A 21,823-nucleotide genomic window follows, 5' to 3' on the forward strand; every position below is an offset into this window, starting at 1 on the left:
AAGGTTTGCCTCGCTTACGAATTGCGCGATAAGGAGCTGCAATGAGTCCGATCACGGTACTGCCTAACGAGCTTGCCACGATGCGCACGATCATCGAGACGCTGGCACCGATCGAGCGAGCGGCCGGTGACCCGGGTGAGCACGAGGCGGCACTGCGCATCGTGGACTGGCTTGATGCGGCTGGGGCCCAACATGCACGGATCGAAGAGGAGCAGTTCTACGACGGCTATCCGCAGCTACACGCCAGATTGTCGGCGGTTGGGGTCGGCGCGGCCGCCGCCGGGCTGATCAGTCGGCGGCTGCGCGGCATTGCCGCGCTGGCTGGCGTGGGAGCCGGACTGGCGATCGCCGATGACTGCTCGAACGGGGTGCGCATCGCACGCAAGTCGCTCCAACAGCGGCGAACGACTTGGAATGTTGTGGCCGAGGCCGGAGACCTAGACGGGCAGGAGACGGTTGTGGTGTGTGCCCACCATGACGCCGCCCACAGCGGAAAGTTCTTTGAGCCGGGCTATCAACGCTTCTTTGTCGAGCGGTTCCCGGGGATCGTCGAGCGCATCGACACCTCGCTACCGAACTGGTGGCCGTCAATCTTGGCGCCGATCGTCGCCGGTGTCGGTGCTTGGCGCGGTAGCCGGAAAACGATGATCGCGGGCGCAGCCATGAGCGCGATCGGAGTAGCGGCGTTCACCGACATCGCTCGCAGTCCAATCGTGCCCGGGGCCAACGACAACCTCTCGGCCGTCGCGTTGCTTGTTGCCCTCGCCGAGCGGCTACGCGAGCGACCGGTGCCGGGCGTGCGGGTGCTACTGGTGTCGCTGGGCGCCGAAGAACAACTGCAGGGTGGCGTTTACGGATTTGTCGCCCGCCACAAGCCCGAACTGGACCGGGACCACACGTATTTCCTCAATTTCGACACCATCGGCTCGCCCGAACTCATCATGCTCGAAGGTGAAGGCACCACGGTTATGGAGGATTACTACCACCGGCCATTCCGTGACCTGGTGGCGCGTGCCGCCGACCGGGCCGAGGCGCCGCTGCGGCGCGGCATGCGCTCTCGCAACAGCACCGACGCCGTGATCATGAGCCGGGCGGGTTACCCGACGGCGTGCTTCTCGTCGATCGACCGCCACAAAGCGCTGTCGAATTACCATCAGATGTCCGATACGCCGGACAACGTCAATTATGAGACGGTGGCACACGCGGTCACCGTGGCCGAGTCGGTAGTGAGGGAGTTGGCGCGGTGAAAACTGTGTGGAGAAATTGGGCCGGCGAGCAGTACTGTGCGCCGTCGGAGATTGTCCGGCCAGCTTCGGAAGCCGAATTGGCAGAGCTTGTCGCAAAAGCCGGCCAGCGCGGCGAGCGAGTGCGCGCGGTCGGCAGCGGGCACTCGTTCACCGACTGCGCATGCACTGACGGCGTGATGGTCGACATGGCCGGGATGCAGCGGATCGTCAACGTGGATCCCGAGGCCGGTCTGGCCACTGTCGAGGGCGGGGCCAAACTGCGTCCACTCTTTTCGCAGCTCGCAGAGCACGGTCTGGCGCTGGAAAACCAGGGCGACATCGACAAGCAGTCCATCACCGGTGCGACCGCGACCGCGACGCATGGGACCGGAGCCCGCTTCGCCAACGTGTCAGCGCAAATCGTTGCGCTACGACTGGTCACCGCCAGCGGTGAGGTGCTAGAGCTATCCGAGGGTGATGACTATCTGGCAGCACGGGTGTCTATCGGCGCTCTCGGGGTGATTTCGCAGCTCACCCTCAAGGTAGTGCCGCTGTTCACGTTGCATCGTGACGACGAGCTCAAGCCCCTCGCTGAAACGCTCGAGCGGCTCGATGAGCATGTCGACAACAACGACCACTTCGAGTTTTTCGTGTTTCCCTATGCCGAGACGGCGCTGACACGGACCACGCGCCGCAGCGAAGAGCCCCCCATGCCCGTACCCGAGTGGAGGCGTCGGGTGGGGGACCAATTCGAAAACGTTGGATTAGGCCTTGTCTGCCGGACCGGTCGGCAGTTCCCCAGCACAGCACCGAAACTGAATCGTTTGTTGACGAGTTTGATGTCGCCCTCGAGCGTGCAAGATCGTGGTTGGAAGGTCTACCCGAGTCCGCGCAACGTCAAATTCACCGAGATGGAGTACGCGATTCCGCGTGAGAATGCGCGGGAGGCGGTTCGCCGCGTCATCGAGGTCGTGCGCCGTCGCGACTTGCCGATCATGTACCCCCTCGAGGTCCGCTTCAGCGCTCCCGACGATGCGTTTCTGTCCACCGCCTACGAGCGGGACACCTGCTACATCGCGGTGCATCAGTACACCGGGATGGAATTCGAGACCTACTTCCGGGCGGTCGAAGCGATCATGGATGAGTACGGCGGCCGGCCACACTGGGGCAAGCGTCACTATCAACGGGCTGCCAGCCTGCGGGAGCGCTATCCGGCCTGGGACCGCTTCACCGCGGTCCGCGACCGGCTGGATCCCAACCGCGTCTTTCTCAATGACTACACCCGGCGGGTGCTGGGCGCCTGACCCGGGGGTCGACTAACGGCCCCAATTCATGGGGGCCAAAGTCATTGGCGGCCAACACGCTAGTGACCCCGGTCACGGACTGGCGTACGTTTTGTGCGTGGAGTCAACATGACCGAATTCATGCGCAAAAGCGACGCGTTTACCTGGTCGATGGAAAGCGATCCGCGCCTTCGATCCACCGTCGTCACGGTCTTGTTGCTGGATCGATCTCCGGATTGGGATGAGGTTCGCCAGCGGTTCGACCTGATCAGCCGTGAGATGCCGATGTTTCGGCAGCGGGTGGTGGAATCCCCGCCACCCGCTCCGCCTCGATGGGAGCCGGACGCCGACTTCGAGTTGGACTACCACATGCGGCGGGTGACGGTGTCCGGAGCCGGGACGTTCGAGGATGTGCTCGAGATGGCCCGGTTGGCCGAGATGCAAGACTTCGACCGGGCCAGGGCGCTGTGGGAGACGACGCTGATCGAGGGCCTCCAAGATGGTGGTGCCGCCGTGATCTGCAAGTTCCACCACGCGCTCACCAATGGTGTCGGTGGCGTCCAGATCGCCATGCACCTGTTTGACCTGTCCGCAGAGGTGGGTGCACACCCGTCGCTGCCGGCGGTTGCGGAACTGCCCCGGCATTCGTGGCTCGACGGGTACCGTCGCTTGCGATCAACTCGGCGGCTGCGTCGTAGATCAGTTCGGCGGCGACGGCGCTGCGGTCTCCGACAATCCAATTCTTACCAGCCATTTGAGTGGGCCGTCCTTTCTGTCGAACCGCCGGTTTTTCGGTTTGTTCTCGTCGTGAGAAGGCATCCGCGACTCAGCCCTTTCATCAGTGCGGGTAGCTTTCTCGCAATTGATGGGTGCGGGCGAGACGTGTCAGCAGGGTGAGGTGCCGGTTCCGGCCATGGCGGGACCACTGCCCGGTTTGAAACAGAACCATATTCGGCTTTTGTCAGCTCTTCTCGCGTTTCTCGGACTTGAGACGGCCGCGGGAAAAAATCTCCGGGTAACCGCAGGTGGTGGTCCAGCATTGAGACGGCACCGCCGACGGTGGCTGCCGGGCGTCTTTCAAGTTTCGTGCGATGCATCTGACCTGCAGATATTGCCCCAGGATGGCCCTATCGTGAGGGCCACTTCTTTCAAACCTGGGGGTGAGAATGTCGCTTGTCACTGTGTCCCCGGAGCTGGTTGCCGGAGCCGCGTCGGACTTGGTGCGGATTGGGTCTTCGATCAGGGCTCCGGCGTTGTTGATTAGCAGGCTTGTGAGCTGGGGAATTGTGGATTGAGGAGGTCTAGGCGGCGGTTGGCTGTCAAAGCGGTGATCCGGCAGGCTTCGGCGATGTTGTCGGCGCCGTTGAGGCGGTGCAGATTGATCGCGGTGTTGCGTAGCGTTGCTAGGACCTGTGCGCCGTTTCCGGTATGTGCCCTTTGACGGTCTTCGTCGAAGGTGACGTCGCGTATCCAGTGCAGGCTGTTCTCGATTCCCCAGTGTTGACGCATCCAGGTCATGATCGCGGTAGGGCGGGCGTGCTCGAACGGCAGGCTGCAGATGGCATAGACCACCTCCACGCTGCGCTGGTCGGTGGCGGTGATCAAGCGTTCACGAGTGATCCGGATGATTTGTTTTGCGTAGGGGAAGCCGATTCCTCGTGCAGCGGTGATGATTTGCGGGGTGCGGGTCTCGACACGGCCGTGGCCGCGGGAGTCGTCGGTAGCGGCTGTGGGCACCTCGGCCCAGGGCAGCGCGGTGATACGCGCAAGTATTTTGGCTTGGTTGGACTTGACGATCATCAGGTAGTGCGACTTCAAGGTGGCGCAGATCAACTTCGCGGTGACGACCTGGGTATGCATCGCATCCACGGTGACCAGCCACCGCAAGCTACCCGGCAGCAGCGTGAGCAGGGCACGTGCGCAGGGAATTTCATTGCTTTTCTCGGCGACAGCGAGTTGACCGAGCACCAATCGGGCACGGTGGGCGAACACCGACACGAGATGCGTGGCTGTCGCTTTGGCGCGTAAAGCACCACGCAGCATCTTGCCGTCCAACGCGATCGGCACCAATCCACTGGGGTCGCGGCTGGCCACGTGTGCAGTGAAGTAACTGCCCATCCTGGCGTTGAGGTCGGCGGGGTCTAGCCGAGACAAAACAGCGCGGAAGGTCTTCTCACTGGGCCGCCGGAACCGGACCCCTAATTGGGCCAACACATCATCGGGAGCGGTGGCCGCCCATGTGGCAAAACCAGCATAGCCGCGCATCCCCGCGGCAGTGGCCAGAACCGCGATCGCCAACAAAGCCATCAGCGAATACCTCCGACCGCGTGGGTCCCTCGGGTCTGGCACCGAGGCCAACACATCGAGAAACTCCGATCCGATGAGCTCGCTGCGCTCACCAGGACTCCAGCGGTCGAACACCTCTGGAACCGACGACACAGGCAATACTGAAACGGTAGGCACGGGCAACTCCAGACCAACGACGAACAGTAACCAACTCGATCGTTCTCCAGATAGCCCGTGCCTACACTCCGGCCCCAATAGCGCGGCACCAAAGATCATCAACCCAGCTCACAAGCCTGCTAATCAACAACGCCGGAGCCCTGGGTCTTCGATCGGGGCGGCCAATGCCGCGGCAGCGGGACCGACCACGACGGTGCTGTCCGCTGCGGCCGATGAGGTGTCGGTGGCGATTGCGACGTTGTTCGGTACTCACGCGGCCGAATATCAATCGCTCAGCACCCGGATGGCGGCGTTTCACGAACAATTTGTGCAGACGCTGACTTCGGGCGCCGGAATTTATGTCAGCACGGAGACGGCTAATGCATCGCTCATATCGGCCTTGCAACTCGCGGAACAGAATGCGCTGAACGCGATTAATGCGCCCACACAGTCGTGGTTGGGACGTCCGTTGATCGGCAATGGCGTGGATGCAACGCCAGGGTCCGGCCAGGCTGGTGGGGCCGGGGGCTTGCTGTGGGGGAACGGTGGTGCCGGCGGCTCGGGAGCGGCTGGTCAGTCCGGTGGTGCCGGCGGGTCGGCCGGGTTGTTTGGCAATGGCGGCGCCGGCGGAGCGGGTGGAATCAACGCGGCGGGCAACGGCGGTAGTGGCGGTGTCGGCGGGCGTGGCGGGTTGGTGTACGGCAACGGCGGCGTCGGCGGTGCTGGCGGACAGGGTGCGTTGAGTGGCGGTGCCGGCGGTGCCGGCGGAGGGGCCTGGTTGTGGGGTGCCGGCGGAGCCGGTGGATCCGGTGGCGGGGGCCTCGCTAGTGCTGGTGGTGGCGGTGGTGCCGGTGGAAATGCGGGTCTGATCGGCACCGGCGGTCTGGGTGGCGCTGGCGGTGTTGGCGGCCAAGACGGCGGGGCCGGCGGCGACGGCGGCTCCGGTGGCGCTGCCGCCGGGTTGTGGGGTGCCGGTGGCAGTGGGGGTGCCGGCGGAAACGGCGCCGACGAGATATCGGGCGGGATTGGTGAGTCCGGCGGCGACGGCGGCAGCGCCGGCAACGGTGGTGCCGGCGGGCGGGGTGGCTGGTTGATCGGTGCCGGCGGCGCGGGAGGCTTGGGCGGCGTCGGGGGGCTTGGCGGAGCGGGCGGTGCAGGTGCCAACGGGATTGTCGCGGGTAGTGCTGGCGACGGTGGTGGAAGCGGTGGCAGCGGTGGAGTCGGTGGGGTTGGCGGAGATGGCGGCAAGGGCGGCCTGATCAGGTTCTTGGGCGGTCGGGGTGCCGGCGGGTCTGGTGGTGCTGGCGGGGCCGCGGGTGATGGCGGTGATGGGGCCGCGGGTTCATTCCTGACTGGAAGTGGCGCCGGTGGTGCCGGCGGGCAGGGCGGTGACCCGGGTGTGGGTGGTGCTGGTGGAGCCGGCGGTCGCGGCTCGGTCGTGGGTGACCACGGCGTCCCCGGGCAGAGCCCGACCACTGGCGGCGACGGCGGTGACGGTGGGGATGGGGCCAATGCCAGCACCGTGGGTGCCAGCGGTGGTGCTGGTGGGGCTGGTGGTGATGGTGGCCGGTACGGCAACGGTGGTGTTGGTGGTGCTGGTGGAGACGGTGGTACCGGGGTATTGGTGGCGACGGTGGCCGTGGTGCTGACGGTACCGAGCTGAGCCTGTACGGCACCGCTGGTGGCAGTGGCGGTATGGGTGGTGTTGGTGGGGCCGGTGGAGGCGCCGGTGATGGTGGCGATGGCGCGAACGCGGCCGCCGGCTCGGGGCTAGCTGGGGGCAATGGTGGCCACGGTGGCGATAGCGGCGACGGCGGGGATGGAGGGGCTGGTGGAACCGGCTCGGTTACCGGCGCCCACGGCGCGGATGGGCTGACCCAGACCACTGGCGGCGACGGCGGTGACGGCGGTAACGGCGGCAGCGGTACGACGGGTCCCACCGGCAGCACCGGGGGCGCTGGCGGTGCGGGCGGCGACGGCGGGCGCTACGGCAATGGCGGCAATGGCGGCACCGGAGGTACCGGATCGATCGGCACGGCCGGGTCGAGCGATGTGGTGGGTGCCAACGGCGGTGCCGGTGGTTCCGGTTGGGCAGGTGGCGACGGAGGCGCCGGAGGCGTGGGTGGCACCCTGGCCGGTCACGGTGGCGATGGCGGTGACGGTGGCAGTGGCGGCACTGGCGGAACCGGCGGCCGAGGCGGCAACGGGTTCAACGGCTCGTCTAAGGCCGGCCTTAACGGTGGCGACGCGGGTGACGGGGGCGCTGGCGGCGTCGGTGGGGCCGGCGGCAACGGCGGTGCGGGTGGTTTGTCACAGGCCGCGGGATTCTCCGACGGCATCCAGGGGGGCGGTGGAGCCGGTGGTGATGGTGGGGCCGGCGGAGAGGGCGGCACCGGCGGCAGCGGAGCAAACGCGGCCGCCGGCTCGGGTGCCGTCGGCGGCAAGGGCGGCGACGGTGGCGATCCGGGCCTGGGCGGGGGCGGTGGGGCTGGTGGAGCCGGCGCCACCACCGGCGCTCATGGCGCAGACGGGCTCAGCCTCACCACCGGCGGCAACGGCGGCAACGGCGGCAAAGGCGGCAACGGCGGCAGCGGTGCAATCGGTGTCGCCGGCGGGGCGGGAGGTGCCGGCGGTGACGGCGGGCTCTACGGCGACGGGGGCGACGGCGGTACCGGCGGCAATGGTGGCGCGGGCAAGGCTGGGGCCGCAGGTGTCTCAGCTGGTAGCAACGGTGAAGCCGGCGGACAGGCCGGCGACGGCGGCGTGGGTGGAGCAGGTGGCAAGGGCGGGGCCAATGCCGGCAATGGTGGCACCGGTGGCAGTGGCGGCGACGGCGGTGTCGGCGGAACTGGCGGGGCCGGCCAGGTCGGTACCACGGGCCCGGCAGGTGGCGCGGGCGGTGAGGGCGGTGACGGCGGCAACGGGCACAACGGCAACAACGGCAGCGTTCCGAGCGGCGGGACCGACCGAGACGGCGGCGACGGCCAGGGTGGTGGCGATGGCGGGGCTGGCGGCAACGGTGGCGCCGCGGGCGCTGGTGGCGGTGGCACCCGAGGAGCCGGTGGTGACGGTGGAGACGGCGGCAACGGCGGATTCGCCGGCACCGGCGGTCTTGGGATGGACGGACTCGACGCCACCTTGACGAATCGCGCAGGCAACGGCGGGGACGGTGGTAGGGGCGGCGAGGCCTTTGCCGGCGGGGCCGGCGGCGCTGGCGGGACTGGGTCCACTCAGGGCAGCACCGGCACCACCGGCGCCTGGAGAGCCGGCGGTAACGGCGGCTCGGGTGGCGACGGCGGCGACGGCTTCGGTCTCTGGAACCCAGGGGAGGGCGGTCGAGGCGGTTCCGGCGGAGACGGGGGCACCGGTGGGGACGGTGGTGACGGCGGCAACGGTCTCGCCGAAATCTGGGGAGGCAGAGGTGGTAATGGGGGCGACGGTGCGATCGGGCCTGGCGGGGATGGCGGGGACGGCGGAGACGCCCCGAACCAGCAACCCGTAAGTTACAGTTCGGCTGCCTACGAGGGCGCTGATGGCGGTGACGGTGGCAACGGCACCATCGGCGGGAACGGCGGGAACGGCGGCAGGGGCGGCCCCGGATACGATGCGAGCGTTGGCATCGAGGCAAAGGTGGGTGGCACTGGCGGTGACGGCGGCAACGGCTTCAACGGCGCCGGCGGGGCCGGTGGTGACGGCGGCACCGGTGGCGCCGGCGGTACTGGGGCGCCCGCACCGTTCGGCAGCGGGGGTGCCTACGGAGGTACCGGCGGCCACGGCGGCACGGGTGGCAGCGGCGTCATCGGTGGTATCGGGGAAGGCGGCAAACTCGGCGACGCTGGCTCAGGGGGCAATCCGCCCAACGGCGACACCGGGTCCGGTGGCGCCGGCGGCTCCGGTGGTGCCGGCGGCGATCCCTCCAACTAGCGTCTTGCCAGGACCGCTCGCGGGGTGTCGGCGTGGGTGCCGCCCAGTTCCGCGTGGGCCTGCCTGTCGCGGATTTTGTCGAACGCCTCGAGGAGCGCCGCGCCGGTGGCATGGGCGCCGAACACACCGCCCTGCATGGTGATCATCTTCAGGGCGGCAAGGTGATTGGCGTAGTCGGTCGCGCCGGTGCAGTCAGAGAGCAGTAGGCACTCGTACCCTCGGTCGTTGGCTTCGCGCATCGTGGTGTGGACACAGACATCAGTGGCGATGCCGGTGAAGATCAGATGGGTGATACGGCGGGTGGTGAGGATCAACTCCAGATCGGTGGCGTAGAAGCTTCCCTTGCCAAGTTTGTCCACGACCATTTCTCCTGGCAACGGCGCCATCTCCGGGATGATCTCCCATCCCGGCTCACCTCGGGTGAGGCCTCGCGGGTGTGCACAATCAGCAGGCCCAGCTTCCGCGCGGTTTCGAGCACGGTCTGCGCCGGGCCCAGGGGAACACGTACCAAAGACAGGTCGTAGCCCATGGTGTCGACATAGCCGCCTTGACCGGCGAAGTCGACTTGTCAGTCGATGTTGACTAGCGCTGTCCGCCCGATGGCAATGTCGCCATCGAAAGGCCAGATGTACGGGTCGGCATCGACGGTGACTTGATCCTCAGTGCCCATTGAACCGCTCTCCTGCTGCAATCGATATCACGCCGTCCGGTGCAACGCCACCACGAAAGTGTCTTCCGCGGTGGGCATTCCGGCGCAAGCCATCACTCCGAAGGCGCCGGTGGAACACCGGGGCCGGTCACCACGAACGACTCGACCGCCGTGGCTCTGGCATAGCCTTCGACCTCCACTCGCCACTCATATATGCCCGGTTCCAGCGGAATGCCGGCAGGAATGTTGAGGGTGAGCGGCATCCGAACCGACGTACCGTGGATAGCGCCGGGCGGTCGCCCTGCCTCGGCGGAGGCTTCGAAGAGCACACGCTGCGGTCCGTTCGGCCCCGGCACCACGACCAAGTCACCATCGGTAGTCAACAGCTGGCACTTCAGCTTGTGCTGCTTGTTGGTCTCATTCCAGTCAATGTCTACGAAAAGCACTAAAGCAAAAGGGGGCGTGGGTGTTTGGCACTGTCGCCAACCCAGGCCGAGGGTGTGGATCTTTCCGGACTGAACGTCGGCATGGGCGGCATCGGCAAGAAAGACGCTGACCTTCATGCGCGGACCCGCATCCCGATCGCTCGTGCGGGGAACTCCTTTGGGCTGGACCCTGCGTTTACCGCCGTGATGAGATCCACGAGATTCTGTCCTGCTCCCAATCCGTATGAAATCCGGCCAGATACAACGGTGGGTGTCACTGCTGTCGGCACCGATTCCACGCGTCGGCAGGATAATACGCCGCCGCTGTGGTGCGACCGCTGTCGCAAGCCGCACGACTATTTGCCGGGCGGGAGCTGGCGCGGACCGTCGGGCGACCGCAGCTCGCGTGGGCCCTCCCGTTCGGCCAATTCGCGCCGGCCGTGCTGCTTTGTCGTCCCGACCGGCAGTCCCACCACATCTGCGGCAGGCACCTGCCCCAGCGAGGGCTGCCCCTGGTGGGTTTCCAGTCCTTCGCCGTCTTCGGCCCAACTGCCCGATTCGGCGTCTCCGCGCGACGAAGCGATGCGATTGACGGGGGCTGGAGCATCGGCACCGGCGGATTGGGGTGCGGGCTGCTCGCGATGGTCGTCGGAACTCTCGGTGTTCACCGTTACCTTGCGCGTGCGCTTGAACGAAAAAGCGATCTCCTCAACTTCTTCGAACACCTGACGCGCGCTGCGGATCGGCTGGGTGGTGTTGTCGATGACACGCGCGACGAACGGGGGCACCAACGGGCGAATCCAGCGCGCCGCGGCTTTTGTGGCGTCAGGAATCGACGGGATCAGCGGCGCCGCGCGGTCCTGCTCGTGCCGCTCTACCGTCGGGCTCGACTCGACCTGCGCCGGAAGGTGATGGGTCGTGTCAGTATCGGCTTTCGCTGCCCCGGCCGGCAATTCTGCGACTGCCCGGCTGGCGGCGGCTTCTGCTTCGGCTGCGATCGGCAGATACATGTCTTCCTCCACTGGCTCGTCGGTACGTTGCGACGAAGCGTGCATCGGAAGCTCCAGTGCTTCGATGACGCGGCGGCGTTGTTGCGCACGGTCGATTTCGGCCTGGGCCTCGATGGCCATGCGGGTCTGATTGAGTTGGTGCTCGGCCCACATGATTTCGGCGGCCTGGCGCACTTCGGCCCGTTTGACCGCGATAGCGGTGTCCGCGTCGAGCTCGGCACGCTCGCGCTGCGCGCGCGCCGCCGCATGGCGGTCGTGAGTCGTCTCGCCCCGCCAGAGCCACAGGATCAGCGGCAACAAGTACACAAGCGCAAAGAACGCGATCGTCAGCAGCCGCAACGCCAACGCGCCCTTGCTGGCGAATGTCAGCGCGTTCATCGCCACCCAGCGCGTGCCCAGCCCGCCACCAGCGTTGGCGACCACCGCGCGTTGGGCTTCGGCCAGCGCTTGCTCATCACGAGCCACCTTGGCGTCCAGGTTGGATGCTTGGCGAGCCCGGGCCGCCAGCGCGTTGTCCAACTCGCGTTGCGAGTCCGCGAGAAGCTGATTCGCCGTTCGTGTTTCGGGTCCGCGACCGGAAACGCCGGTGATCCTGGTCTGTGGGCAGTCTGCCGTGGGGTGGTACTCGCACCGGGCAACCACCAGGGCGCTATCCAGATGGACGCGAGCTTCTTCGACCGCGTTGTCCAGCGAGCGGCGCGCCGTGCGCGATTGCCGTAGCGACTCCGAAGCCGCTGCCACGGCCGGGGCTGTCTGCGCGTTGCGCAGGGCATGTTCGTCGAGGTATCGGTCAATCGAACCGGAGAATGCGACAAGCGCGGCGAGCTCGCCCACCACCACGCCGACGGCGACCGCGACCGCGGCGCGTCACACGATGCTGGGCCAGCGTCGAGTGAGAGCACTAGCGGTGCCGCGGGTAACCGCTCCAATCAGCAAGCCGAACACCAGTGTCACGCCAACCACGGCCCAGCCGGGCCAGCTCACCGATTCGCTCACCGCCAGCCCGGCGACGAGCCAGGCCAACACGGCTCCGAAGGCCACAACAGCGCCCGCGACGGCGTGCGTGGACCTCTCATGGCGCTCACCGAGTTCACGCCAGTGCCCGCCACCAAGCCAGGTGAGCAGCCCCTCGATCCGCGAGGTGGTCGAGCGCTGCTCAGGATATTTCTGGGCGCACATCAGACTCCAAACACCTCCAATTAGTTCAAGGGTGGCAGGCCGGCGCCCGACACACCGAATCGAGGCGGCCGCATGTGGGGTTGTTCACAAGTCACCAGCTCATGTTGCAGATCACACAGGTCGATACCCCACCGGCACTCGCTGTCCTGCGCCCAGGTGGCATATTTGTGCGACGCGAGCGGATCAGTGTCCATTTCAGCAGGTGACATGAGACGGTATAAACCTATGCAAAATCACGACTACGTCTCCTACGAGGACTTCGGCCGCAGGTTTTTTGAGGTTGCCGTCACCCCGGACCGCGTCGCGGCGGCGTTCGCCGACATCGCGGGCAGCGAGTTCGCGATGGAACCGATCGCTCAGGGCCCCGGAGGCATCGCCAAAGTCAGTGCGAAAGTCAAAATCCAGGATCCGCGGGTGACCCGAAAGCTGGGTGATCTGATCACCTTCGTCATCCACATTCCCTTGTCGATCGATCTTCTGTTGGATCTGCGCCTCGACAAGCAGCGATTCTCGGTGACCGGTGACATCGCGTTGCGCGCGACCGCGCGCGCCGCCGAGCCGCTACTGCTGATAGTCGACGTATCGAAACCGCGTCCGTCGGACATCACGGTCAATGTGTCCTCGAAATCCATCAGGGGAGAGGTCCTGCGCATTCTTGCGGGCGTTGACGGTGAGATTCGGCGTTTCATCGCCCAGTACGTCGCGGACGAGATCGACGCACCGCATTCACAAGCCGCGCAGATCATCGATGTGGCGACCCAGTTGGACGACGCCTGGACCGGAATCTAGCCAGATCCCCTTGGTCCGGCTAGCCGATCGTCATCAATCCCGTTGTCCGACAGTGCGATCAATAGCTATCGCCGGGGCTGCTGGCCTGATGGGGCAACCGCTGACAACTGCTTAGGGCGCCGCCCCGCTGGGGTCGTTTCTCGTTTAGCTGCCGGCCGGGGCTGGGTATGCGAACCCGAACGACGCCCCCGGTCCTGTTTGGGGACGAGCCGGTGTCGCCGGCAAGAGGGGCAACAGGGGGAGTGGGGCTGGCTCATGGCTCGCGTGGAGGTTTCGACGTCATCGGATCTCGAGCCCGCTACCGCCTGGACGGTCGCTTCGGATCTAGACCGGTTCGATGAGCTTCCGCAACGTCATCGGCTGGACGGTTACCGAATACGACCAGCCGAAGTACATAGAGCTGCGGGGGCGTGGGCGGGGCGGAGTGCGGCTCGCGGTGGCGATGACCGTCGCGGCGGGTCACCCGGGATCGGTATTTCACCTGACCGCCGATATGACCGGGGGGTCCGCTAGGTGGGCCGATTGGGCGGCTGGTAGCCAGAATCCTCCGATCCGAGGTGCACACCTCGGTGCGCAACCTGGCGCAGTTGCGGTAGCCCAGAGCGATGGCCTGGCTTGAATCTGCAGTCACGCAACGGTTTTAGCGAGACAGCTGGCAGCGGCCAACTTGGCGCCACGCCCGTCGCCGCCGAAGCCGACCGGACTACCGGATACTTTCTGGCGTCGTCTGATCGCGAACGGCGTTGGCCAGCCTGGCGGCCCTGGCATTGCTGAAGATGTCTTCCAGCAGCACCTGGCGGCCGTCGGGGCCGGCCAGCGGAACTCGCCAGTTCGGATACTCGTCTGTGGTTCCCGGCTGATTTTGGGTCTGCCGATCGCCAACCGCGTCGGTCAGTGCCACCCCCAGCAGCCGTGACGGTGTCCGCCCCAGGTAGCGATACAACGCGAGCACGACCTGTTCGGGGTCGTCTTCCGGCCCGGCTGTTACGCCGGCTCCGGCCGCTTCGTCGAGTAGGCCAACGCGGCGCAATTCCGCTAGCCAGGCGGCTCGCTCCGCCCGGTATGCCTCCAATTCGACCTCCACCGGTCGGGTCAACAGCCCCAGCGTTTCGCGCAATCGCACGTGGTCGCCGGCCAGGTACCCGGCTGTCGGCGGAAGATCGTGCGTGGTTACCGACGACAAGCAGTACTCCCGCCAGCGTTCGGCCGGAAGCGGGTCACCGTTTCCGTCCCGGTCGAGCTCAAACCACAAGATCGAGGTGCCCAGCAAGCCGTGCAGGAGTAAGTAGTCACGCACCCAAGGTTCGACGGTGCCGAGATCCTCGCCGACGACCACAGCTCCGGCGCGATGCGCTTCCAGCGCGACGATGCCGATCATGGCCTCGTGGTCATAGCGCACATAAGTACCCTCGGTTGGGGCGGCTCCCTCGGGAATCCACCAGAGCCGGAACAGCCCGATGATGTGGTCGATCCGGACCCCGCCTGAGTGCCGCAGCACAGCCTGGATGAGCGCGCGAAACGGCTGGTACTCCTGCTGCTCGAGTCGGTCCGGCCGCCATGGCGGTTGCGACCAGTCCTGCCCGAGCTGATTGAACTCATCCGGGGGTGCGCCCGCGGTGACGCCCAAGGCCAGCACGTCCTGTAGGGCCCACGCGTCGGCCCCGTTGGGGTGAACGCCCACGGCGAGGTCATGCATGATCCCCAGCGACATGCCGGCACCGGTCGCTTCCGACTGCGCCGCGGCTAGCTGCTCGTCGAGTTGCCACTGCAACCACCGGTGGAAGTCGATGGCATCCGCGTGCTTGGTCGCGAAAGCCGCGATGCCAGAGGCATCGGGATGCTGCAGCGGCTTCGGCCAACGGTGCCAGTCATCGCCGTACCGCTCGGCCAGCGCGCACCAGGTGGCGAAGTCATCCAAAGCTCGGCCCTGCCGGTCGCAGAACGCGGTATAGGCCAGCTCACGCCCCGCCGAGCGGGGTACCCGGTGGACCAGGGTGAGGGCTGCGCGCTTGGCCGCCCATATCCCGTCGCGGTCGATGACGGCGACCTGGTCCGCCCCCCTTTGCACGTTCTCACGCAGTTGGCGTACCCGCCCTCGCTTGGGTAGATCGGCGTATTCCGGAATCGCCTCGACACGAAGGTAGATCGGATTGAAGAATCGCCGGGATGTCGGCAGGTAGGGCGAGGGCTCCATGGGCGCGGTCGGTGCCGCCGCATGCAGCGGGTTGACCAATACATAGTCGGCGCCATGGCGGTAGGCCGACCAGAGCGCCAAATCAGTCAGGTCCGTCAGGTCTCCGATACCCCAGGACCGCCGCGATCGAACGCTATAGAGCTGCGTGGCCAGGCCCCAGGCTCGACGGTTTCCGAGCTTTTCCGACAGCCCCAGCCAATCCGGGGTGATGATGAGGGCCGTGCTGGTCTCGTAGTCGTGGGATCGCAGATACACCCGGTGGTAGCCGATCGGCAGATCGGTAGGCAGCACGAAGCTGGCTTCGCCGATCCAGCGACCGTCCAGCTCGAACGGCGCAGCGAAGTTGTCGATCTGCGCCACCTCGCCACGCAGCGTGCCATCCTCGAGCTGCAGCCAGACGTCGGCCGGAGCGCCGTGAGTGACATGCGCCCAAAAACGCGTTTGCGCGCCAGCACGCGAGACGATGGTCGCCGGCAACGAGCGCGTCCAATACGACCGCAGGTTCTCGGTCAGGGCGGCGTTGCGCCGCTGTTCGGTGTCCGCCCGAACGCCGAGGGCAGCCAGCACGGCCACCAAAGTGTCCTGAGAGACGGGTATGCACTGGCCGCTCCAGTCCTGGAACTCGGTGGCGATGCCGTACCGGCGGGCGAGTTCGACCAGCGAGGGCGCAAGCTCCGTCATGTCGCCCATCTTGCGTCCAACCCTGAGGACGCGTCGCGCGCAGGGCGACCTTGACGGGGCCCACCCACCCGACATCGACCGCATCGTCGCACTGCGCCGCAGGTCAGCGACCTGCGGCCGGGTGTTTGCCACTTGGCGCGCCACGCCGGCGATTCGCCGCTAACATGCACAGGAGACACAGCGAATCCTTGGGGGGTCCAGCACGGTCAGCGTCGCATGGCGACTTCTGGCCCGGTGCCCTACGGTTGTCAACGTGATCAGCGTTACGCCGGGTATCCAGGCCAGCATCCAGGCGTTCTGAAACAGAGCGAAAGGTGATCTAACGTGGCTGAACAAGGCCGCGGACAGCGGGGGTCAGGCTACGGCCTCGGGTTGTCGACGCGGACGCAGGTAACGGGTTATCAGTTCCTGGCCCGTCGAACCGCGATGGCATTAACCCGCTGGCGCGTGCGGATGGAAATCGAGCCGGGCCGTCGTCAGACGCTTGCCGTCGTTGCATCGGTGTCGGCGGCGTTGGTGATCTGCCTGGGATCGCTGCTTTGGTCGTTCATCAGCCCCTCTGGCCAGATCAACGATTCCCCGATCATCGCCGACCGCGATTCCGGCGCTCTCTATGTTCGGGTAGGGGACCGGTTGTACCCAGCGCTCAACCTGGCGTCGGCACGACTGATCACCGGGCGGGCTTCCAACCCGCATCTGGTTCGGGGAAGCCAGATCGACTCGATGCCGCATGGGCCGCTGGTGGGTATCCCTGGCGCGCCGTCGGACTTCAATCCAGCAAGTCCTGCCACGTCGTCCTGGCTAGTGTGCGACACCGTAGCGGGTCCGTCGACCATGCCGCAGTCGCCGCACGGCGTAACGGTGACCGTTATCGACGGCACACCCGACCTAACTGGTCACCGGCGGGTGCTGAAGGGCTCCGACGCGGTGGTCTTGCGCTACGGGGGTGATGCCTGGGTGATCCGCGAAGGACGTCGCTCCCGCATCGACGCCACAGACCGGTCGGTACTGCTGCCGTTGGGGCTGACGCCCGAACAAGTCACTCAGGCACGTCCGATGAGCCATGCGCTCTATGACGCGCTGCCGGTTGGACCGGAGTTGGTAGTTCCGGAGGTGCCCGATGACGGTGCGGCGGCGACGTTCCCGGGTGCTCCCGGGCCCGTCGGGACGGTGATCGTCACGCCTCAGATCAGTGGACCGCAGCAGTATTCGCTGGTCTTGACCGACGGTGTGCAGACTCTCCCGCCACTGGTGGCCCAGATCCTGCAAAACGCGGGACGCCCGGGCAACACCAAGCCGGTCACGGTGCAGCCCTCCTCGCTGGCCAAGATGCCGGTGGTCAACAGGCTGGATCTGTCCGCCTACCCCGACGACCCGCTGAATGTGATGGACATTCGGGACAATCCCTCAACCTGCTGGTGGTGGGAACGGACCGCCGGTGAGAACCGGTCCCGGATTCAGGTGATTTCCGGACCCAACATTCCAGTCGCGCCACACGAGATGAACAAGGTGGTCGACTTGGCGAAGGCGGACATGTCCGGCCGCGAGGCTGACCAGGTCTATTTCGGCCCCAACTTTGCGAACTTCGTCGCCGTTACCGGAAACAACCCGGCCGCCCAGACAACTGAATCGCTGTGGTGGCTTACCGAAGCCGGTGCGCGATTCGGGGTTGAGGACACCAAAGAAGCGCGTGAAGCGTTGGGATTGGGGTTGACGCCCAGCCCGGCACCCTGGGTGGTGCTGCGGCTATTGCCACAAGGCCCGACGTTGTCACGTGCGGATGCGTTGGTGGAGCACGACACGCTACCGATGGATATGAGCCCAGCAGAGTTGGTGGTACCGAAGTGAAACGTGGATTCGCCCGGCCGACGCCCGAGAAGGCGCCGGTAATCAAGCCCGAAAACATCGTTCTGCCAACACCGTTGAGCATCCCCCCGCCAGAGGGGAAGCCCTGGTGGTTGATTGTCGTTGGCGTCGTCGTGGTCGGCCTGCTTGGCGGCATGGTGGCCATGGTGTTTGCCAGCGGTTCGCACGTTTTCGGCGGCGTCGGCTCGATTTTCCCCATCTTCATGATGGTCGGAATCATGATGATGATGTTCCGCAGCGTCGGCGCGGGCGGACAGCAGCAGATGAGCCGCCCCAAGCTCGATGCGATGCGGGCCCAGTTCATGCTGATGCTGGACATGCTGCGCGAGACGGCTCAGGAGTCTGCGGACAGCATGGACTCCAACTATCGCTGGTTCCATCCGGCGCCTAGCATCCTGGCAGCGGCTGTCGGTTCGCCGCGAATGTGGGAACGCAAACCCGACGGCAAAGACCTCAACTTCGGGGTCGTGCGCGTCGGTGTCGGCATGACCCGCCCCGAGGTGACCTGGGGTGAGCCGCAGAACATGCCGACCGACATCGAACTCGAGCCGGTGACCGGTAAGGCGTTGCAGGAATTCGGGCGCTATCAAAGCGTCGTCTACAACCTGCCCAAGATGATTTCGCTGCTTGTCGAACCCTGGTATGCCCTGGTCGGAGAGCGCGAGCAGGCGTTGGGACTGATGCGTGCAATCATCTGCCAGCTCACCTTTTCGCACGGGCCTGACCACGTGCAGTTCATCGTCGTCAGTTCCGATCTGGCCGAGTGGGAATGGGTGAAGTGGCTTCCGCACTTCGGTGACTCACGGCGCTACGACGCGGCGGGTAACGCGCGGATGGTTTACAGCTCGGTGCGTGAGTTCGCCGCCGAGCAAGGCGAGCTGTTCGCCGGACGAGGGTCCTTCACGCCACGGCACGCCAGTTCCTCGGCGCAGACGCCGACACCGCACACCGTGATCATCTGTGATGTCGATGACCCGCAGTGGGAGTACGTGATCAGCGCAGAGGGCGTCGACGGGGTGACGTTCTTCGACCTGACCGGTTCCCCGATGTGGACGAACGTCCCGGAGCGGAAGTTGGAGTTCGACAAGACTGGTGTGATCGAGGCGCTGCCCCGCGACCGCGACACCTGGATGGTGATCGACGACAACGCCTGGTTCTTCGCCCTGACCGACCACGTGAGCATCGCGGAGGCGGAGGAGTTCGGTCAGAAGTTGGCCCAGTGGCGGCTGGCCGAGGCATACGAAGAGATCGGTCAGCGGGTTGCCCACATTGGCGCTCGGGACATCTTGGCCTACTACGGCATCGACGACCCGGGCAACATCGACTTCGACTATTTGTGGGGGAGCCGCACTGACAGCATGGGCCGGTCGCGGTTGCGGGCGCCGTTCGGCAACCGATCCGACAACGGTGAGCTGCTGTTCTTGGACATGAAGTCCCTCGACGAAGGTGGTGACGGCCCGCACGGGGTCATGTCGGGTACCACGGGTTCCGGTAAGTCGACGCTGGTGCGGACCGTGATCGAATCGCTGATGCTCGGACATCCGCCCGAGGAGCTGCAGTTCGTGCTGGCCGACCTCAAGGGTGGTTCCGCGGTGAAGCCGTTCGCCGGCGTGCCACACGTCTCGCGAATCATCACCGACCTGGAAGAAGACCAGGCGCTGATGGAACGCTTCCTGGACGCCTTGTGGGGCGAGATCGCCCGGCGCAAGGCGATCTGTGACAGCGCGGGTGTGGACGACGCCAAGGAGTACAACTCGGTTCGCGGCAGGATGCGCGCACGCGGCCAGGACATGGCGCCGCTGCCGATGCTCGTGGTGGTCATCGACGAGTTCTACGAGTGGTTCCGCATCATGCCGACGGCGGTCGACGTGCTCGACTCGATCGGCCGGCAGGGTCGTGCCTATTGGATCCACTTGATGATGGCCTCGCAGACCATTGAGAGCCGTGCCGAAAAGCTCATGGAGAACATGGGTTACCGCCTGGTGCTGAAGGCACGTACTGCCGGGGCCGCCCAGGCGGCGGGTGTGCCCAACGCGGTGAATCTGCCGGCGCAGGCAGGTCTGGGCTACTTCCGGAAGAGCCTCGAAGACATCATCCGGTTCCAGGCCGAATTCCTCTGGCGGGACTACTTCCAGCCCGGCATCACCGTCGACGGCGAGGAAGCGCCGGTGTTGGTGCACAGCATCGACTACATTCGCCCGCAGTTGTTCACCAACTCATTCACCCCACTCGAGGTAACGGTGGGCGGACCCGAGATCGACAAGGTGGTCGCGCACGCCAACGGCGAAGTGGTCGAGGAGGCCGAGGCCGAGGCCGAGGAAGAAGGCATCCGAGTGCCCAAGGTGGGTACCGTGATCATCGATCAGTTGCGCAGGATCAACTTCGAGCCCTACCGGCTGTGGCAACCGCCGCTGACCCAGCCCGTCGCGATCGACGACCTGGTCAACCGGTTCCTCGGGCACCCGTGGCAGAAGGAGTATGGGTCCGCTCGGAACCTGGTGTTCCCGATCGGTGTCATTGACCGCCCGTTCAAGCATGACCAGCCGCCGTGGACCGTGGACACCTCTGGTCCCGGGTCCAACGTGCTGATCTTGGGCGCGGGTGGATCGGGCAAGACGACCGCGCTGCAGACACTGATTTCCTCGGCGGCGCTGACTCACACGCCCGATCAAGTTCAGTTCTACTGCCTGGCGTACAGCAGCACCGCGTTGACCACGGTTTCCAAGCTGCCTCACGTGGGTGAGGTGGCTGGCCCGACGGACCCGTATGGCGTGCGTCGGACGGTGGCCGAGCTGCTGGCCTTGGTGCGTGAGCGCAAGCGCAGCTTCCTGGAATACGGAATTGCCTCGATGGAGATGTTCCGTCGGCGCAAATTCGGTGGGGAAGCCGGTCCGGTGCCCAACGATGGCTTCGGCGATGTGTACCTGGTGATCGACAACTACCGCGCTCTCGCCGAGGAAAACGAGGTGCTGATCGAGCAGGTGAACCTGATCATCAACCAGGGACCCTCGTTCGGCGTGCACGTGGTGGTCACTGCCGATCGTGAATCTGAGCTGCGGCCCCCGGTGCGCAGCGGGTTCGGTTCCCGCGTTGAACTGCGCTTGGCGGCGGTGGAGGACGCCAAGCTGGTGCGTTCTCGGTTCGCCAAAGATGTCCCGGTCAAGCCCGGCGGCGGCATGGTCGCGGTCAACTACGTCCGGCTGGACAGCGATCCCCAGGCGGGCCTGCACACATTGGTGGCGAGGCCGGCGATGGGCAGCACCCCCACCAACGTCTTCGAGTGTGACAGTGTCGTTGCGGCGGTCAGTCGGCTCACGACCTCCCAGGCGCCGCCGGTGCGTCGCCTGCCGGCGAGTTTCGGTGTGGATCAGGTGCGCCAGCTCGCCGCCCGGGATACCCGTCAAGGTGTTGGTGTCGGCGGAATTGCCTGGGCGATATCGGAATTGGATCTGCAGCCGGTGTACCTCAACTTCGCCGAGAACTCGCACTTGATGGTGACGGGCCGGCGCGAATGTGGGCGTACCACAACGTTGGCCACGATCATGTCCGAGATCGGGCGGTTGTATGCACCGGGCGCCACCAGCGTTCCCGCTCCGCCACCCGGGCAACCTTCGGCGCAGGTTTGGCTGATCGACCCGCGCCGTCAGCTGCTGACCGCGCTGGGCTCCAACTATGTGGAGCGGTTCGCCTACAACCTCGATGGCGTCCAGGCGAAGATGGGCGAGTTGGCCGCCGTGTTGGCCGGCCGGGAGCCACCACCTGGGCTGTCAGCCGAGGAGCTGCTGTCCCGGTCGTGGTGGAGTGGTCCGGAGATCTTCCTGATCGTCGACGACATCCAGCAGCTGCCACCGGGCTTCGATTCGCCGCTGCACAAGGCCGCTCCCTGGGTCAACCGGGCCGCTGACGTCGGTTTGCACGTCATCGTGACGAGGTCCTTCGGTGGTTGGTCGTCGGCAGGTAGCGACCCGATGTTGCGGGCGTTGCATCAGGCGAATGCGCCGTTGCTGGTGATGGATGCCGATCCTGACGAGGGCTTCATTCGCGGCAAGATGAAGGGTGGCCCGCTGCCTCGCGGCCGAGGCCTGCTGATGGCCGAGGACACCGGCGTATTCGTTCAGGTTGCCCTGACCGAGGTGCGAAAGTAAGACCGGGCCC

At 65.9% G+C, this 21,823-nt stretch carries 10 protein-coding genes and 4 pseudogenes; 9 read left to right on the forward strand and 5 right to left on the reverse strand.

Features of this window, described 5'->3' with window-relative positions:
* Positions 1 to 41: 41 nt before the first annotated feature.
* The 3 genes and pseudogenes from MPSD_RS13355 to MPSD_RS13365 all read left to right on the forward strand — a co-directional run.
* Positions 42 to 1,247, forward strand: a complete 1,206-nt coding sequence (locus tag MPSD_RS13355) for a M28 family metallopeptidase (protein WP_020787515.1) — start codon at positions 42 to 44, stop codon at positions 1,245 to 1,247.
* Positions 1,244 to 2,530 (forward strand): D-arabinono-1,4-lactone oxidase, encoded by a 1,287-nt coding sequence (locus MPSD_RS13360; protein WP_012394368.1) that lies wholly within the window; start codon positions 1,244 to 1,246, stop codon positions 2,528 to 2,530. The genes MPSD_RS13355 and MPSD_RS13360 overlap by 4 nt, the downstream gene beginning before the upstream one ends.
* 108 nt (positions 2,531 to 2,638) lie before the next feature.
* Positions 2,639 to 3,175 (forward strand): annotated as a pseudogene (locus MPSD_RS13365) (wax ester/triacylglycerol synthase domain-containing protein); the annotation flags it as partial.
* Positions 3,176 to 3,769: 594 nt separating this feature from the next.
* On the opposite strand, the gene MPSD_RS13380 reads toward MPSD_RS13365, so the two are convergent.
* Entirely contained in the window at positions 3,770 to 4,972 is a 1,203-nt protein-coding gene (locus MPSD_RS13380) for an ISAs1-like element IS2404/ISMul1 family transposase (RefSeq protein ID WP_420811913.1), read from the reverse strand.
* A gap of 94 nt (positions 4,973 to 5,066) precedes the next feature.
* On the opposite strand from MPSD_RS13380, the gene MPSD_RS30830 reads away from it, so the two are divergent.
* Both MPSD_RS30830 and MPSD_RS30835 read left to right on the forward strand, forming a co-directional pair.
* Positions 5,067 to 6,614: a PE family protein gene (locus tag MPSD_RS30830; protein WP_167470911.1), complete on the forward strand. Its 1,548-nt coding sequence runs from the start codon at positions 5,067 to 5,069 to the stop codon at positions 6,612 to 6,614.
* Positions 6,615 to 6,646: 32 nt separating this feature from the next.
* Positions 6,647 to 8,875, forward strand: coding sequence for a hypothetical protein (locus MPSD_RS30835; RefSeq protein ID WP_167470896.1), 2,229 nt, complete (start codon positions 6,647 to 6,649; stop codon positions 8,873 to 8,875).
* Here the strand turns inward: MPSD_RS30835 and MPSD_RS29360 are convergent.
* From MPSD_RS29360 to MPSD_RS13405, 3 genes and pseudogenes are all read right to left on the reverse strand, one after another.
* Positions 8,872 to 9,545: pseudogene (locus tag MPSD_RS29360) on the reverse strand (cysteine hydrolase family protein). The gene MPSD_RS30835 and the pseudogene MPSD_RS29360 sit on opposite strands and share 4 nt — an antisense overlap.
* 92 nt (positions 9,546 to 9,637) lie before the next feature.
* Positions 9,638 to 10,087 carry a DUF6941 family protein gene (locus MPSD_RS13400; RefSeq protein WP_012394376.1) on the reverse strand — a complete coding sequence of 150 codons (450 nt, stop codon included), beginning with the start codon at positions 10,085 to 10,087 and terminating at the stop codon, positions 9,638 to 9,640.
* Between the two features lie 218 nt (positions 10,088 to 10,305).
* Positions 10,306 to 12,138 (reverse strand): annotated as a pseudogene (locus MPSD_RS13405) (DUF4407 domain-containing protein).
* A gap of 225 nt (positions 12,139 to 12,363) precedes the next feature.
* On the opposite strand from MPSD_RS13405, the gene MPSD_RS13415 reads away from it, so the two are divergent.
* Positions 12,364 to 12,927: a hypothetical protein gene (locus MPSD_RS13415; RefSeq protein ID WP_012394378.1), complete on the forward strand. Its 564-nt coding sequence runs from the start codon at positions 12,364 to 12,366 to the stop codon at positions 12,925 to 12,927.
* A 255-nt stretch (positions 12,928 to 13,182) separates the two neighbouring features.
* Positions 13,183 to 13,523, forward strand: a pseudogene (locus MPSD_RS29365) (SRPBCC family protein).
* A 107-nt stretch (positions 13,524 to 13,630) separates the two neighbouring features.
* On the opposite strand, the gene malQ reads toward MPSD_RS29365, so the two are convergent.
* The gene (malQ, locus tag MPSD_RS13425; RefSeq protein ID WP_036427338.1) at positions 13,631 to 15,802 is read right to left on the reverse strand and encodes a 4-alpha-glucanotransferase; all 2,172 of its coding nucleotides are present in this window, start codon (positions 15,800 to 15,802) and stop codon (positions 13,631 to 13,633) included.
* 324 nt (positions 15,803 to 16,126) lie between these two features.
* Between malQ and eccB the strand changes: the two genes are divergently transcribed.
* Positions 16,127 to 17,650: a type VII secretion protein EccB gene (gene eccB / locus MPSD_RS13430; protein WP_086085703.1), complete on the forward strand. Its 1,524-nt coding sequence runs from the start codon at positions 16,127 to 16,129 to the stop codon at positions 17,648 to 17,650.
* Entirely contained in the window at positions 17,647 to 21,813 is a 4,167-nt protein-coding gene (gene eccCa / locus MPSD_RS13435) for a type VII secretion protein EccCa (RefSeq protein ID WP_086085704.1), read from the forward strand. Before eccB ends, eccCa begins: the two co-directional genes overlap by 4 nt.
* The last annotated feature ends 10 nt before the right edge of the window (positions 21,814 to 21,823 follow it).

The organism is Mycobacterium pseudoshottsii JCM 15466 (assembly GCF_003584745.1).
GTDB lineage: Bacteria > Actinomycetota > Actinomycetes > Mycobacteriales > Mycobacteriaceae > Mycobacterium > Mycobacterium marinum.